The sequence below is a fragment of the uncultured Mailhella sp. genome (genome assembly GCF_947631555.1).
Classification (GTDB): Bacteria; Desulfobacterota; Desulfovibrionia; order Desulfovibrionales; family Desulfovibrionaceae; genus Mailhella.
The window spans coordinates 1-14,516 of the sequence record NZ_CANRLT010000064.1 but is presented as its reverse complement, the minus strand read 5'-3'; the positions used below and the strand labels follow the sequence as shown (position 1 = coordinate 14,516).

The following is a 14,516-nucleotide window of genomic DNA, read 5'->3' as shown; positions in this document are numbered from 1 at the left end:
GTGTTCCCGCCGGGGCCTGCGGCAGGCATGAGGTCAGGCTCGTTCATGGCCGTGAAGAAGTCCGCACCGGCCACCTGCGAGCCGCCCACATCGAAGCTGGGCATGTTCTCGCTGGAATAGGTCTTGTAGAAGTCCGTCAGGGACAGCGTGGCGCCGTCCTCAAAGGTCATGACCAGATCATCGCCGCTGCGGGACAGGGTGGCGGCGTCCGTGGGGAAATCGAAGATAAAGTTGGCTTCCGGTTCGCAGGCTACAGCCTGATTGGTTCCGGCAGCGGGGCGAAGAAGACGAATGTCTGACATGTGAGGCTCCTTCAGTTATGGGTTGCGCTTCAAAAGTGCAAAAAAAACTCGCCGCTTAGCAGCCGCAGAGCGGAGACGGGGCGGCGTTAAACACGCAGAAGCCCGAGAGCCGCGGGCTGCGGCTTCCGGGCTTCCCAAAGTGAGACACGAAAAAACGGGAGCGCGGCGCTCTTAATGAGTGCTGCACTCCCGAATTTGGTTGAAGGCTGTACGGAAAGACGCGGGCGTAAGGCCGCCCGCCGCGAAAGATTACTTCCTTGGAGAGAGAGAGAGAGAGAGAGAGAGAGAGAGAGAGAGAGAGAGCATAAAAAAACCTGTCACATCAATGGGTTACGCAACGCTGTGGGAGGGATGTCATGTTGACACCGAACTTCCACATGGTGAGGATGTGCTGCTCAGGTTTTTTACGCACCCAAAGCTTCCAGAAACTGTTCTGAAGCCTGGGGGGAAAACTCAAACGGTGAGCATCCTCACTTCGGCGAACCCTTGCTGACAGGATTCTACGGGCGAACTGTACGCCCGATGGCGTTACTGTGACCTGCTCCTGCCGCAATGTCAAGAACTTTTGCCAAAAATTCCTTGAAGCCCGCTCTTTGCCTTCCCGTGTCAATTCTGCTTTAATCCCGCTGAAAGAACGCTGTTTTCATAGCCCGGTTGTTTTTCATCACTCGGAGGAAGACGCATGACAGCCAGAGACACGCTCGCGCTCCCGGACGGCAGGCAGGTCAGGGCACTCTTCCCCGTCATTGTCTCGGCGAGCCGCAGTACCGACATCCCCGCCTTCTTCGCCGACTGGTTCTTCAGGCGTCTGGAGCAGGGCTATTCCCTGTGGCGGAATCCCTTCAGCGGGAAAACCGCCTGCGTGTCCTACGCGCATACGCGCTTTATCGTCTTCTGGTCCAAGAATCCCAGGCCCCTGCTGAAGCATCTCGGCGAACTGGAGCGCCGGGGCATCGGGTGTTATGTGCAGTACACGCTTAACGACTACCGCGCTGAGGGCTTTGAACGCCATGTGCCGGAGGTGGAAGAACGCCTGGACACGTTCTTCGCGCTTTCGGAAAGGCTGGGCAGGGACGGCGTCATCTGGCGCAACGACCCTCTGCTGCTCACCGACCGCCTGGGCCTGGACGGACTTTTAAAGAAAGCCGAACGCCTGGGCGATGCGCTGTGCGGCCATACGGAAAAACTCGTGTTCAGCTTTGCCGACATCACGCCCCGCGTGGCGGCCAACCTCAAAAGGGAAGGCGTGCGCTGGCAGTCATGGACACGGGAACGCATGGAGGAATACGCCGCCGCCCTCGCCCGCCTGAACGACAAATGGGGCTTCACGCTGGCCACCTGCGCCGAGTCCGTGGATCTGGAACGCTTCGGCATAGCGCACAACCGCTGCGTGGACGATGAGCTTATCATCCGCCGGGCGCATACCGACAGGGCACTCATGAAACACCTGGGCGTCCGCATTGAGCGCGAACCGGCGCTTTGTCCCGAGACCCTGCCGGAAGGCGCCCTGCGTCTGGGCAGCGGACTTTACGCCCTGCGCACCAGAAAACTGCTCGACAAAGGCCAGCGCGAACACTGCGGCTGCATCCCAAGCAAGGACATCGGTGAGTACAGCACCTGCAGACATCTGTGCGCGTACTGCTACGCCAACGCGGACCGCGCCTCGGTGCTGAAAAACTGCGCCGGACACAGCACCGGCGGCGAAAGCATCTCCGGCAGGCTCCTGCCCCCGGAAGCTGCCGAAAACATCAACAGTCCTCACGCCGGCCCGGGGCAGGACTGAAGCCTATCCTGGGGAGAGGCATTCCCTCCTGAAAAATCCCTCCAGCGCCCCGGAATTGCCGGCAGCCGGAGCCGCGAGGGGACACAGGATTGCGTTAACGCCGTTTTGCTCCGCCAGCGCTGCTGGGGGGAAGCACGCGAAAAAGCTACTTGCCCTCGTAAGCCGCTACCGGATCTTCGCGCTCGTCCAGAAGGGCGGCAAAGCGCGCACGCATCATGGCGCGGAAGAAGGAGCCGTGCCGCTCGTGCCCGTGCCACTGCGCAGATTCGCCCTTCCAGCCCGGGAAGGCGGCTTGTATGGCGGCGGCGAAATTGCGGCCTTCGGGCAAAGGAATGTCATAGTCGGAATCCTGAAGGCGGTTTGCCGCGCACTGATGCCGCACGGCCTTGCCGTCGGCCCGAAGCAACACATACCTGTGGGAGCCGCAGCGCTTCACCAGTTCGGTGAGAAGGCGGCGGGTGCGCTCCTCGTGGCGGGGATGGAAGAAAACGGCTGTGAGCGGGAAGGCTGCGCCGTTCTTCTGTCCCTGCATTTCCAGATAGGACGCATCACCCAGCCAGAGATAATGGCGCACCGTTTCCAGGGCTTCCCCGGGAGCAAAGATGCCGGCCATGCTGAAGCCACCAGCCTCACGGAAGGAATCGTCCCAGGCCTGGCCGGACGTACCGCTCTGCCAGTCTCCAAACGTCTCCATCAGCTTGCCGTCCTTGAGAAGTCCAACCGCGTGCCCGTAGTCGAGTATCTGATGCCCGGAATCTATCTCATGAAGTGCCGCACTGCCCTGCCAGAAAGCGCGGGAAAGACGGGCATCGAGCAGCTCGTCATGGCCGGCAAGAAAAATATCGCGCCGCGGGGTGCGTCTTGCTTCGCGTTCACTGAGGGATTCCCCTTCCTTGTTCTGCCCAAGCAGCGTGAGGCTGCGCCCGCCGAACAGGAAGCACGGCTGAGAGCCTGCCGCGGTATCCTTGACCGCCTGCTGTTCCATGAGCCATGTGCTGTTCTGCCAGGGGCGCGGATCAGGAGCTTCGGCGTAGGAAAGCAGGGCTTCGCGGGTGAACTCCCAGTCCACGCCGTCCGTGAAGCGCGTGTTCGCGCCGAGAAACGGTTCAAGCTGCAGGGCTGGAAAGATCGCGGGATTCCATGCCACTGTATGGATGATGGCCGGATGCCGGAGCTGGAGCGCGTAGAAGCCGCCCAGCGACGAACCCATGACCGTAAGCCTGTCGTTGGCTTTGTCGATGGACTCCGAAATCTGCCGCCGGATGCCGGCAAGGCATTCCTGAAAAGGCAGGGAATACTCGCATTCCGGACAAATGACCGGCACACCGAGCAGTGCCGAAAGTTCGTGCCCTGACCTGCTGGCTGCCCCGCTGTTGAACCCGTGGAGATAGACGAATCTGTCCATACTGTCCCTCTGTCTTTTTGTTTTTCGCTTCAGGAAGAGCATAACAGAAAAATTACGGAAGAGAAGAAAAAACCAGGTGCCAGTCCACAGCAGTGTGGACTAAAAGCGTAGCGCGGCACATTCCGGCATGGCAGGAGAGCAAGGTAGAGCTTCAAAACCGGGCCTTTCCGCAAGAGATTTTTCCGTGCCGCCGCATAAGGAAAAGTTTCAGCCGCAGGCGTTTTCGGGCCTGCCCGCCTCTTCAGGACGAAAAATCCGTTTGCCAACGCGTCCGGCTTTCTATAAAAGAATCCCTGCGCAGCGTTCCTCTGCGCTTCTGTTCGCTTTTGACAATCCAGAATGCCCGCCCGGGGAGATGGACGCCCTGATTCCCCGCCGGTCATGGGCAGGACGCGTTTCGCTTTTATTCGGAACGCTTCTGCGCTTCATGCCTCTCTGACGGCGGCCAGACAACACACAGAAACGGAAAAGGACTGCGGCAGCGTTTCGGGTTCTGCCTGGCAGAACCTGTTCAGATAATTTTTGATTTCATGCCCGGCTTCGGCGCGGGAGACAGTCTGCTCTCTGAAACGATACAAGGCCGGATAGCAGACGGCACGGGCTTCACAACGGGTTAATCATGACAAGGGCTTATCTGGCGAAGCAAATCGCCCTGCAAAGCACTAGTCCGGCGGACTATGCGAACGAATTTCTTTTCAATGCCTTGAACATTGGAGAGGCCATGCTCATCAGCGGCGCGGAAGTCAGCCGCGTTGAGGACAGCGTCCGCCGGATCTGCACGGCCTACGGCGCAGAACGGGTGGACGTGTTCACCATCACTTCCGCCATAGTGGTCACAGCGTATTCTCCCATGTTCGGCACGGTGACGCAGACCAGGCGCATTACCGCCACGCGCTACGATTTATTGAAGCTCTCGCGGCTCAACGGCCTTTCCCGGCGCATCTGCGAGGAACTTCCTCTCTTTGCTGATGTGGAGCGGGAACTGAACGAAATACGCGCCATTCCGCCGCAGTACGGCTTTTCTTTCCTGCTGTTCTGCTACGCGCTGATTTCCTCGTCATTTACCCTGTTTTTCGGCGGCTCCTGGCAGGATGCGCTCGTCTCCGCGGGCATAGGACTGTTCCTCAAATGTATGGAACAGGTCTCCCGCTTGCTGCAGCTTCCGGCTACTGTCGCGGCGGTGCTGTGGTCCTTTGCGGGTGGCTGCCTGGCTCTGTTCCTCGTGTCGAACGGTTTTGGGGATTCCGCGGAAAAAATCAGCATCGGCAACATCATGCTGCTCATTCCCGGGATGCAGCTCACCAATTCCATCCGCGATATTTTCAACGGGGATACGCTTTCCGCACTGCTCGGCGTCTGCAATGCCTTTGTGCTCGCAGGACTCATAGCGTTTGGCTTTGCGCTTCCCCTGCTGATGTGGCCGGGAGGTATCTGATATGTCCGACTGGCTCATCCAGCTGCTGACAGCGTTCACAGGCTCCCTGGGCTTTGCCGTCCTTTTCAATGTCCAGTCCTCACGGCTCTTCTGGGCCGGACTGGGGGGGATGCTTGGCTGGGCCGCCTACCTGGTATTGAAATCCTTTCTGGGCAGCGAGGTTCTTGGCTTTTTCCTCGGGGCCATCTGCTTTACGCTCTATTCGGATCTGCTGGCCAGACTGAAGAAGACGCCCGCCACGGTCTTTCTTGTGCCCGCGGCCATTCCCATGGTTCCCGGCGCGTCCCTGTACCGGGCCATGAGCTTTATCATCAAGGGGCAGTGGATTGCCTTTCCCGCGCAGATTCTGTACACGCTGTTTCTGGCTTCAGCCATCGCCGGCGGAATTGTCTGCGGCATGACCATCATCCATATCACGCAGATCGCCTTTAACCGCATCCATAAAAGCCGCAGCAAGGACGGCTGCTGACAGCCTCCCCCGCCTAAAGCCAAGGATTCCCTGCTGAGGCAATCTTGCGAGATGGCACCCCTGAACTTTTCCTGCTTCAACAAACTACGAGGGGAAACAATGCTTGGTTTTCGCCGTAAACAGTCCCTTGCGGGTAATGTTACACGGGGAGCCAACCGCATCTTCCCATGGTCTCACGTCATCTCCACAGCTGAAGCGGTGTGTCCTGCCGCTGTGTCACCTGCGAGTCCCCAAAGGCAGGAATGCTAAAATTCCTGTCAGGGGTGCCTTCTTCCTCCCTGAACAAAAACGTTTTACGGCGTGTCTGGTAACACTTTTCTGATAGAGATGCGCTTTTGCCAGCTTCCAGACTCCGGAAATCGCCGCAAGAGTCCGGGGCTTGTCTTTTTTTCAGGATAGCTTAAGGTAAGGGTCTTGGAAAAGTCCGGTAGTTATCTCTAAGGAGCGGTCCATGAAGCGTCTTTTTTTCGCGCTCTGCTTCAGTCTCTTCCTTACCGGCTGCGCTGTGGATGAACCTTACTACGGGCCGATGTACAGCGGCGGCCTTGCCTTCGGCAGCGGAGGCATCTACGGCGGTTCCTTCTCCATATCCTCGGGGCCGTGGTACGGCGGATATGCCCTTTCCCCGCTCTACCCGATACTTCTCCCGCCGCCCCTTCCCAGGTATCACTTTCCACCTCCCAGACCGCTTCCCCCTCACGGCTTCCGGCCTGGCCCTGGTCACCCCCCTCATCCTCTGGGCGGTCCTGCACGGCCGCCGCATATTGCACCGCATGGAGGCCCGGCACATCCTCCGCATGTCAGACCGGCTCATCGTCTGTCCCGTCCTCCGCGGCCAGAAATGTCTGCCCCAAACTCCGCGGCCAGATCACCGATCAGAAATCATCCCCGCCCCCACGAACCTCACCGCCGCTGACGGATGCCCCCTTTCAAAATCAGACGGACGCCGCTTCTCCCGGAAAACGGCGTTTGTCTTATCCCATACTCCAATGCCACTTGTTGAGTCTCTAGAAAATTTTCTATCATAGAAAATAACTGAAAAAGAGACCTTCTCTTTTATAATAACCATTTAACATCGCCATCGACTTGAAATCTATGAAATAAAACTCAAGACTTCTTCAACATATTCAGCGATATAAGGCCAATAAAAAGTACGAGGATTCTATTTTTATAGGATTACTTGATAATTTTTTCAATAAAAAATCGAATGATAACCGTTTATATTTATATATTGAAATCTGTCGATAAATAAATTTTTATAAGCATATCAGGACAATATTTACGACAACATACATAATATCATACTGTTTTAAGATAGCATAAAACTACATTTATAAAAATCTACATTTTAAAAAACTACGGTTATTTTTTGAGTATTATGCGCATTATATAATATTCAACTATAAAAATATAAAAATGATCAAAAATGTATACATTTATATGTTATTTTTGTTGATGGTTATTCAAGGTATGTGTTCAGAAATACTATTTATGGAAAATGCCTAGATTTTTATTGACAAGATTAATTGGCGCTATCCGCAGCAACGGCGAATCATGCTATAACCTCTAATCTGTCACCTTTGAGTCATAACCTTGTTTTGACAAACAGCTTCTGGCCCAAGGCCATCGGCAAACCGTACTCAACGCGGCTTCAAAAAGTAAAGCCCGTACATGTCGGCGCAAAGCTGGACACCAAGATGCTTCAGATCATCTTTCTTCCTTTATGGTTTGAACTCCAGCCTTCTGTCCCGTTTCGGGGTCGTGACCATGTTCGCATTCGCTATCTGCGGTGCACACGCCGCGCCTGCGGCGGATCGGATACAAGGTATCATGGAGACGGAAGCTTGTAAGGCCCCCCTTCCAGACGCAGGCAACAAAGCCCTGAAGGGCTTTGCTGCCTTATTGTTTTCCTCAGGATGTTGGGGACGTTATCCTGCCTTGTCATGCTTCAATCCATAAAGCCCCTCACCTGCCCGATTAACTCCGCAGCCGACAGATGCTCCTTAAAGGGAACAGGTTACGCTCTTCTCTTGAAAAACAGAGAACCGTTATACCGCGCTGCTTTTTTAGCGGCACCAGATACAGAGAAGCACTCTGAGCGTTTACTCCATCACATCCATGAGGAAGGTCGAGCGGCAGAACAGTTCCACCGCAGGCTGAAGCAAGTCTTCATTAAAGTCAAAGCGCGGATTGTGATGCCCCGCATCAAGAACGCTGCCGATCTGACAGTAGGTGCCGGCACCGCCCTGCTTTTGAACCGCACTCAGAAACGTACAAGCATCGTCTGTACCAAAGCCCGCTCCCAGACCGGTAATACGATCTTTATGGAAGTACGGGACATCCTGCGCGGCCTGGCGCACGACATCGATCATTTTCTTGTCGCTGATCGCATTCCCCGCCGTTCCCATGATCGTTATCTTGACTTCCTGTTCATACATGGCAGCCACATGTTCTATAATGAGCTTGGCCTTGTCGAACATGTACTGATTGATTTCCTCCGTCGCGCCGCGTGTTTCGCACACAAGCTTGGCGTGATCGGGAATGACGTTACGTCCCGTCCCTCCTGACAGCATCCCCACAGTCACGCGGCTTGCGCCTTCTCCATGACGGGGAAGAGCATGGAGATTAAGCAGAATCGTGGCCGCAGCCAGCAGGGAATTATGTCCCTTATGAGGATCGGATCCAGAATGAGCGGCAAGTCCAAAAAGCTCAACGTCAAACTTGGTCGTGGCAAGGAAGCCATGTGTTCCGCACACAAGCGCGTGGTCTTGCCGGGCGTTGACGCCAATATGCGCGGCAAGAAAATATCTGGCTCCGTCAACCAATCCGGCGCTGACCATGGGCAACGCACCACGGCTTCCTTCCTCAGCGGGTTCAAAAATGAGGCGAACATTGTGCTTCAAGGCGTCACGGCGGCGCATCAGCTCCATGGCGACGCCAAGTCCAATGGTAGCGTGACCGTCATGCGCACAGGCATGGCATTCACCTTCATTGATGGAAGCGAAACTTTCCGCCGCTGGTTTATGATCCGCATCATGACTTTCAGATACGTCCACACAGTCGATATCGAAACGCAACACAGAATGCATGGGCAGATCCGGACGAATATCGACCATCAGTCCGGTCAATCCGTCCATTTTCTCGATCCATTTGGGATCTGCGCCCTGCTCCAGGGCGGCCTGGAGACGCTTTTTCTGAACCTCCGGACTGGGACTGCCCATCATAACGGCACGATCCATGACTTCTTCACCAAGATGAACCTCACAGCCAAGCGCTGCTAGTTTTTCCGCCAGAAAGCTTGTCGTCCAGAACTCCGAAAGACCGGATTCTGCGTGGCTATGCAAAGCGCGGCGAATGGCCACAAGCTCTTCCTGAGAAACCGTAGGGGAAAAGTCCATAATTCACTCCTGACTAAAGCATCGAGTTGGGTAACATCGTTGCGATCTGGGGGAAGAAGCACAGGATGAGAACAACGACCATGTCGCAGGCGATAAAGGGCCATGTTCCGGCAAAAACATCGGTTACGCGCTCGTTGGTCGCTCCCGCAAGGGCAAACGAGTTGATGCCCACAGGCGGGGACACCCCTGCTATCTCGTTAAGCTTCATGGCGATGACACAGATCCAGATAGGATCGAACCCCAGCTCCACAAGAACCGGGAAAATAATCGGCAACGTCATGGCAAAAACAGCCGCCTGTGCAATGAGCATACCCAATATCATCCAAACGACGATAACAGCAAAAAAGACGAGATTTGGCGAAACATCCCACGAAACAAGGAACTGGGCAAGTTCTGTAGGTATACGTGTTATAGCAAGGAAGCGGCTGAAGTACATGGAAGCGATAATAATAATGAAGAGCATGGCCGTTGAACGCGCCGTTTCGCGCAACGATTTATTAATCTCTCCCTTTTTACGCAGTTCGCCATTGGCAAGACCAAAAATAAGCGTACCGATCGCTCCGACTGAGGCTGCTTCATTAGAAGTGAAGATACCTGTATAAATACCTCCCATCACAACAAAGGAAAGTGTAAGAATAGGCCACAATTTAAACGAAGCTTTTACACGATCTGTAAAAGTAACTTTATATTCATCAGGGTGAATAGGTGCCATTTTACCAAACTTGGCCATGATAAGCATGTATACGGTAAAAACGCAGGCCGACAAAAATCCGGGCAATATTCCTGCAAGGAAAAGCTTTCCGACCGACTGATCAGTAAAAATAGCAAACAGAATAAACATGCCGCTTGGAGGAATCATCGCGGCAAAGCCTCCTGAACAGGCGATGGAACCAAGGGCAAATCTTTTGTTATAACCGTACCGTTTCATCTGCGGAAATGCGAGATGTCCAAAAATGGTAGCCGTCGCTATCGTCGAACCACAGATAGACCCAAAAACCGCACAGCCAAACGTTGTGGCGATGGCCAAGGCTCCGGGGATACGCGCCAGGATGGTATGTACGCTTTCATAGGCAAGCCTGGCAAAGCCTCCGCGCGAAGCGAAAGACCCCATCAAAAGAAAAAGAGGAAGAACGCAGAAGGCCGGAGACGCTACGGCATTGTATAACGTCTCCCCAAGGAGAGAGCCGGCAGCGTCAAACCCTATCACTGCCGTAAGCCCTGCAAGACCTACAAGAATAAAATCTATCCCCATTTGCAGGCCGCAAAAAAGCAGTACCAGAAGTACCACCGAGCCTATAACGCCTATTGTTGTAAGACTCATACTGCCCCCAGATATGAGAACGGCAAATATCGACTATTCGCTGTCTTCATTTGGTTTAATAAAAGACATAACGACCAAAAGGTTTATAAATGATTGTATAGTATAAAGAAGAAGCCCAAATGTAATAATAGCCTTCACAGGCCAGATTACAATTGGGACAAGTCCAGCCATGGCTTCATCTCCAACATATGAATCAACTGTATTTATAAACATAAAATATGTGCTTACGACAAGTGTACCAACACACAATATTCCGCACATTATATTAAAAACTTTAACAATTTTTTTAGGAATTATTTCCTGAATGAAATCGACAGCGATATGCCCATGATTCTGTTCACAGTTTGCAAGTCCAAGATAGACTGTAGTCAACATAATTATCATGGACAGTTCTGCAACGCCTAGAATAGGGTGGTCTATCGTTCGCATTACAATATCAAAAAAAATGATCACCATCAGGATAGCAAGAAGCCATCCGCAGAAACTGGACGAATAAATCGACAGTTTTCTTAGAAATGAATACATGGTGCCACCTCTTGATAAAAAGGCAGGAAACGTTTGCACGGTAAGAAAAAACGCGCATTTACGTTTTTATTGCCATGCCGGTTTCCTGCCTTTAGCTATTATTGTTTTTCGCTTTCAAGATACTTCTTGACGATCTCTGCTATCTTATTGAAATTCTCTTCTGCGTCCTTCAGATTTGCCTTCTTTGCCTCATCCAGCCACACTTCAGCGTTGTGCTTGCACGAAGGCAGCCCCAGATAGGCTTCATAGTCTTTATCCGTGGCGTAGTTAACCTTCGTACCCGCGGCTTCCATAGACGCAATTTCTTCCGCAACGTCCGTGTTGAACTTCTTTGCAAACTTCTGACTGGCAATCTCACCGGCACGGAGAACAGCTTCCTGAAGTTCCTTGCTCAGCTTGTTGAACTTTTTTTCGTTGATAGTGATTAGGTAAGGCGTACCAAGCCACATCTTGTCCCAGACCCAAAGATAGGGCGCAACTTCGTAGAGCTTGCCACGGTGCTGAGATTCGATGGAAGTCAAGATCGTCTCTACCGTACCCGTCTGAAGCGCCATATAACACTCCGACCATGCAACGGAAACAGGAGTCGCTCCCATGGCTTCAAAGTCGGCCAACTTCCAGCGGCTGGAAGCGCGAGCCTTCATACCGCGAAGCTGCGAGAGATCGTCCAGTGGCTTCTTCGACACAAAGGAATTCGCGTCCGTAGCAAAGAAGTATACAGGGATCTGCTTGTAACGCTTGAATTCGCCGGCCAGAACAGGAACATCGCGGAAAAGCTCCTGGAAGCATGCGACCAGCGTCTCTCCCCGCGTTGGCCCAAGAACGTTGAGTGTAATGGCGTTGCTGTAAGGAAGCGCTTTTGGGAAAAAGTTCGTATTGATAAAGCCCAAATCGGCGACACCATCGGAAACAGCCTTCAAAATTTCCGGTCCAGTAACCAGCGTATCGGACCAGAAGGCGTTTATTTTGATCTGTCCTTTCGACTGTGCCTCTATTTCATCCAGAAAAAGTTTTTCCGCGTAACCGCGAACGGATTTTTCCGGTCCGTTGGAAGCGTACGTCAAGGTAGTGGCGGCATGTGCAGGGGTAAAACAACAGGCCACAAGAGCAACCAGAACCACCAGACAATTCCTCAGGTTCAATCTCATCGTATCCTCCTGAATTGTAAGTAAGTAAATGCTCAACCTCGACTATTTGTCGAATGTTGACACTTTTAAACCATACATCAAGAAAAAAGACAAGCTCCACTCTCACCATATTTTAATTAAATATAATTAATTCAGTATATTATTGACTAATTTTTTTGGCAAAAAATTCTGAAAAGAGGAAGATGAAATGTCGACAGCAGACAGAAAAAAAACTATGCTTTTTAATGTTTCGGATCATCCGGTAAGGCCAACAAGGGAGGATAACATGTTCGATTTGCTTCTGAAAAATCTTCGCGTAGAAGATCCCGTCAACGCCGTCTCCGGGATGTACGACATCGCCATCGACAACGGCAAAATAGCAGCCATTCAAAAAGACCTCTCCCCTGTCGGAGCTAAAAAAATCCTTTCTTTTGACGGCGTCCTTGCTATCCCCGGGATTATCGACCTGCATGTACACGTTTGCGGAAATTTTGGCAACCAGACCGCCTTCAGTATGCTTGCCCGATCCGGTGTCTGTACCGCGCTGAATATGGCCGGGCCGACAACGGATCTGCTTTCGCACATACATGAAGCGTGCGGACTCAATCTCGCCAGTCTTGAGGACGCCACGCCCGGGCGCAGCCTTGCTCACGAGGCCCCCTCGCTGAAAGAATCACGCATGTTTCTTTCAGAGGCCATGGAAATGGGGGCTATCGGCGTAAAAATACTGGGCGGGCACTACCCTTTGACCCCAGAAGGCTCTGTCCATATTATCCATGCGGCACGGGAAGAGGGCGGCTACGCCGCGTGGCACGCCGGAACCACGAAATATGGTTCAAATATTGAAGGCTTGCACGAATTATGTGATTTGGTCGGTAATGAATTTGTTCATGTCGCACATATAAATTCATATTGTCGCGGACAGATACGCCATGAATTGCAAGAAGTGATCGAAGCTCAGCAGCTCCTGGAAGAACACCCTTCCCTCGTCAGCGAATCCTACATAGCCGCATCTAACGGAACATCATTTCTTCTCAATAAGGAAGGACAGCTCGCGAGTAAAAATACAGGCGTCACTCTTAATATTCTTGGTTATGAAAACAGCGCCACAGGACTCGGCCATGCCCTGATGGATGGCAAGGCATTCGTCTTTGTCCAGCAGGGAGATGAAACTGTACGGCTAACAGGCCAGGAGGCTTATCGTCTCTGGTCTGACGCTGGAACAAACATAGCCGGAGGATTTGACGTCAATCCCCCCATGCCGCGCATCGCTCTTGCCGCCGCACGGCGCAAAAACGGAACATTTACCGTAGACTGTCTGGCGACCGATGGCGGAAGCATTCCGCGAAACGTCCTGGTATCACAGGGGTTGGGTCTGGTATCATCCGGAATTCTTTCCATGGAAGACTATATTCGCAAAACCAGCTGGAATCCATCTCGATGCTTGTGCTTAAAAAACAAAGGTCACCTTGGCATAGGAGCGGATGCCGATCTTTCCATCCTTGATTTCCATCGTCAGTGTGCCCTTGCAACGATTGTTGGCGGACAGGTATGCATGATCCACGGATATGTTTGTGGAACAGGCGGCACCTTGATTACGACGGAACGTGCACGGAAGCACATGAAATCACTCGGTTTGTCCTGTCAATATGTAGATTTCTCCAACGGCCATCTTCCTTTTGATGCTGAACGCTGAGTTCCTGTCAAAATGTTTCAATCCACAGTCGCCCCACCTGCCGGCTGACTCCGCAACCGACTGCTCCGCGAGCTGGCCGCAACCATGATGGGATGGCCCACTCCCCCTCTCAGAGCGAGTTGCTCAAACGGCATCAACGTGCCACGATGTGTACAGAGAAAATCACATCAAGGGAGCGGACCATGACGCAAGTATGCACCTAAAAAGTTCCTGGCTTCATTCTTCTGGGAAGACGTGCGGCCTCGCATTCAACGCCAACCGCGCGCAACTGACCTACGGGAAGAGCTTTTGCCGCAGACTCACCGCCATTTGCCGCTGCCTGCAGCCATACATGAAAGAACTGAAATTTCCCGCTCCAGCGTCGCGCTGTCCATTTTTTCCTCAACCCGAGGCAAGAAGACAGTGTCACACCTTTCCGTGAAAGTACACGAGTGTCAGTGCCGTGCTTCTGCAACCCAGGCTGCCCGGGGTGTTGTGCCCGGATGTGACTCACTCCCCGCCGTACGGAAAGCGGCCTTCTCCGCCAGTTCCGCCCTTATCCGGCGCTTGGACGGTTCAGCGTCTCCTTCTCATTCACCGTTCAGCGCCCTCTCCTCCGCTAAATATTTCCCGGATTCCTTCCTTTTGGAGACGATGGGTTCTCTCACGCTCAGCCCCCAGCACTTATTGACCTGCGGGAAGCGCTCTTGCCGCAAGCGCACGGTCCTTTGCCGCTGTCCAAGTCATACTCGAAAGAACTGCGGCCTTGAGCAAAGAACGGCGCGACGCCTGTTTGCTTCCGCCCGAGGCAAGAGGGCAGTGTCCCCCCTTTTCCTGAACGACGCTTGATCGGCCGCACCGTGCCCCAGCGCCTTTTTCCGCCTTGTCCTGAAGAGGCGCAGCCCAGGCTGCCCGGGGTGTTGTGCCCGGATGTGACTCACTCCCCACCGTACGGAAAGCGCCCTTCTCTGTCAGTTCCGCCCTTATCCGGCGCTTGGACGGTTCAGCGTCTCCTTCACATTCACCGTTCAGCGCCCTCTCCTCCGCTAAATATTTCCCGGATTCCTTCCTTTTGG

General features: G+C 53.3%; 10 protein-coding genes. 4 read left to right on the top strand and 6 right to left on the bottom strand.

Annotated features, from left to right (window positions below; translation table 11 throughout):
* The coding region (locus Q0Z94_RS08855) for a hypothetical protein (protein WP_298068876.1) at nt 1-302 on the bottom strand (302 nt) is incomplete at its 3' end.
* A 682-nt stretch (nt 303-984) separates the two neighbouring features.
* Between Q0Z94_RS08855 and Q0Z94_RS08850 the strand changes: the two genes are divergently transcribed.
* Nucleotides 985-2,085, top strand: a complete 1,101-nt coding sequence (locus Q0Z94_RS08850) for a DUF1848 domain-containing protein (RefSeq protein WP_298068875.1) — start codon at nt 985-987, stop codon at nt 2,083-2,085.
* Nucleotides 2,086-2,230: 145 nt separating this feature from the next.
* On the opposite strand, the gene Q0Z94_RS08845 is transcribed toward Q0Z94_RS08850, so the two are convergent.
* The gene (locus tag Q0Z94_RS08845; protein WP_298068873.1) at nt 2,231-3,490 is read right to left on the bottom strand and encodes a YqiA/YcfP family alpha/beta fold hydrolase; all 1,260 of its coding nucleotides are present in this window, start codon (nt 3,488-3,490) and stop codon (nt 2,231-2,233) included.
* A gap of 619 nt (nt 3,491-4,109) precedes the next feature.
* Here Q0Z94_RS08845 and Q0Z94_RS08840 point away from each other — a divergent pair.
* Together Q0Z94_RS08840 and Q0Z94_RS08835 are read left to right on the top strand one after the other, a co-directional pair.
* Nucleotides 4,110-4,925 carry a threonine/serine exporter family protein gene (locus Q0Z94_RS08840; RefSeq protein WP_298068871.1) on the top strand — a complete coding sequence of 272 codons (816 nt, stop codon included), beginning with the start codon at nt 4,110-4,112 and terminating at the stop codon, nt 4,923-4,925.
* 1 nt (nt 4,926) lies between these two features.
* Complete coding sequence (locus tag Q0Z94_RS08835; RefSeq protein ID WP_298068870.1) at nt 4,927-5,394, top strand: threonine/serine exporter family protein; 468 nt, start codon at nt 4,927-4,929, stop codon at nt 5,392-5,394.
* 2,102 nt (nt 5,395-7,496) lie between these two features.
* Here the strand turns inward: Q0Z94_RS08835 and Q0Z94_RS08830 are convergent.
* From Q0Z94_RS08830 to dctP, 4 genes are all read right to left on the bottom strand, one after another.
* Nucleotides 7,497-8,792, bottom strand: a complete 1,296-nt coding sequence (locus Q0Z94_RS08830; protein ID WP_298068868.1) for an amidohydrolase — start codon at nt 8,790-8,792, stop codon at nt 7,497-7,499.
* A gap of 13 nt (nt 8,793-8,805) precedes the next feature.
* Nucleotides 8,806-10,113 carry a TRAP transporter large permease gene (locus tag Q0Z94_RS08825; protein ID WP_298068866.1) on the bottom strand — a complete coding sequence of 436 codons (1,308 nt, stop codon included), beginning with the start codon at nt 10,111-10,113 and terminating at the stop codon, nt 8,806-8,808.
* Nucleotides 10,114-10,146: 33 nt separating this feature from the next.
* The gene (locus tag Q0Z94_RS08820) at nt 10,147-10,638 is read right to left on the bottom strand and encodes a TRAP transporter small permease (protein ID WP_298068864.1); all 492 of its coding nucleotides are present in this window, start codon (nt 10,636-10,638) and stop codon (nt 10,147-10,149) included.
* Between the two features lie 98 nt (nt 10,639-10,736).
* The gene (gene dctP, locus Q0Z94_RS08815; RefSeq protein WP_298068862.1) at nt 10,737-11,786 is read right to left on the bottom strand and encodes a TRAP transporter substrate-binding protein DctP; all 1,050 of its coding nucleotides are present in this window, start codon (nt 11,784-11,786) and stop codon (nt 10,737-10,739) included.
* A 265-nt stretch (nt 11,787-12,051) separates the two neighbouring features.
* Here dctP and Q0Z94_RS08810 point away from each other — a divergent pair, with 265 nt between their 5' ends.
* Nucleotides 12,052-13,461 (top strand): amidohydrolase family protein, encoded by a 1,410-nt coding sequence (locus Q0Z94_RS08810; RefSeq protein ID WP_298068860.1) that lies wholly within the window; start codon nt 12,052-12,054, stop codon nt 13,459-13,461.
* Nucleotides 13,462-14,516 lie beyond the last annotated feature (1,055 nt).

Excerpts from the sequence above, each read along its gene's own strand:
- Q0Z94_RS08830 (WP_298068868.1), bottom strand. The coding sequence starts at position 8,792 with ATGGACTTTTCCCCTACGGTTTCTCAGGAAGAGCTTGTGGCCATTCGC.
- Q0Z94_RS08820 (WP_298068864.1), bottom strand. The coding sequence starts at position 10,638 with ATGTATTCATTTCTAAGAAAACTGTCGATTTATTCGTCCAGTTTCTGC.
- Q0Z94_RS08835 (WP_298068870.1), top strand. The coding sequence starts at position 4,927 with ATGTCCGACTGGCTCATCCAGCTGCTGACAGCGTTCACAGGCTCCCTG.
- Q0Z94_RS08825 (WP_298068866.1), bottom strand. The coding sequence starts at position 10,113 with ATGAGTCTTACAACAATAGGCGTTATAGGCTCGGTGGTACTTCTGGTA.
- Q0Z94_RS08810 (WP_298068860.1), top strand. The coding sequence starts at position 12,052 with ATGTTCGATTTGCTTCTGAAAAATCTTCGCGTAGAAGATCCCGTCAAC.
- Q0Z94_RS08850 (WP_298068875.1), top strand. The coding sequence starts at position 985 with ATGACAGCCAGAGACACGCTCGCGCTCCCGGACGGCAGGCAGGTCAGG.
- Q0Z94_RS08840 (WP_298068871.1), top strand. The coding sequence starts at position 4,110 with ATGACAAGGGCTTATCTGGCGAAGCAAATCGCCCTGCAAAGCACTAGT.
- Q0Z94_RS08845 (WP_298068873.1), bottom strand. The coding sequence starts at position 3,490 with ATGGACAGATTCGTCTATCTCCACGGGTTCAACAGCGGGGCAGCCAGC.
- dctP (WP_298068862.1), bottom strand. The coding sequence starts at position 11,786 with ATGAGATTGAACCTGAGGAATTGTCTGGTGGTTCTGGTTGCTCTTGTG.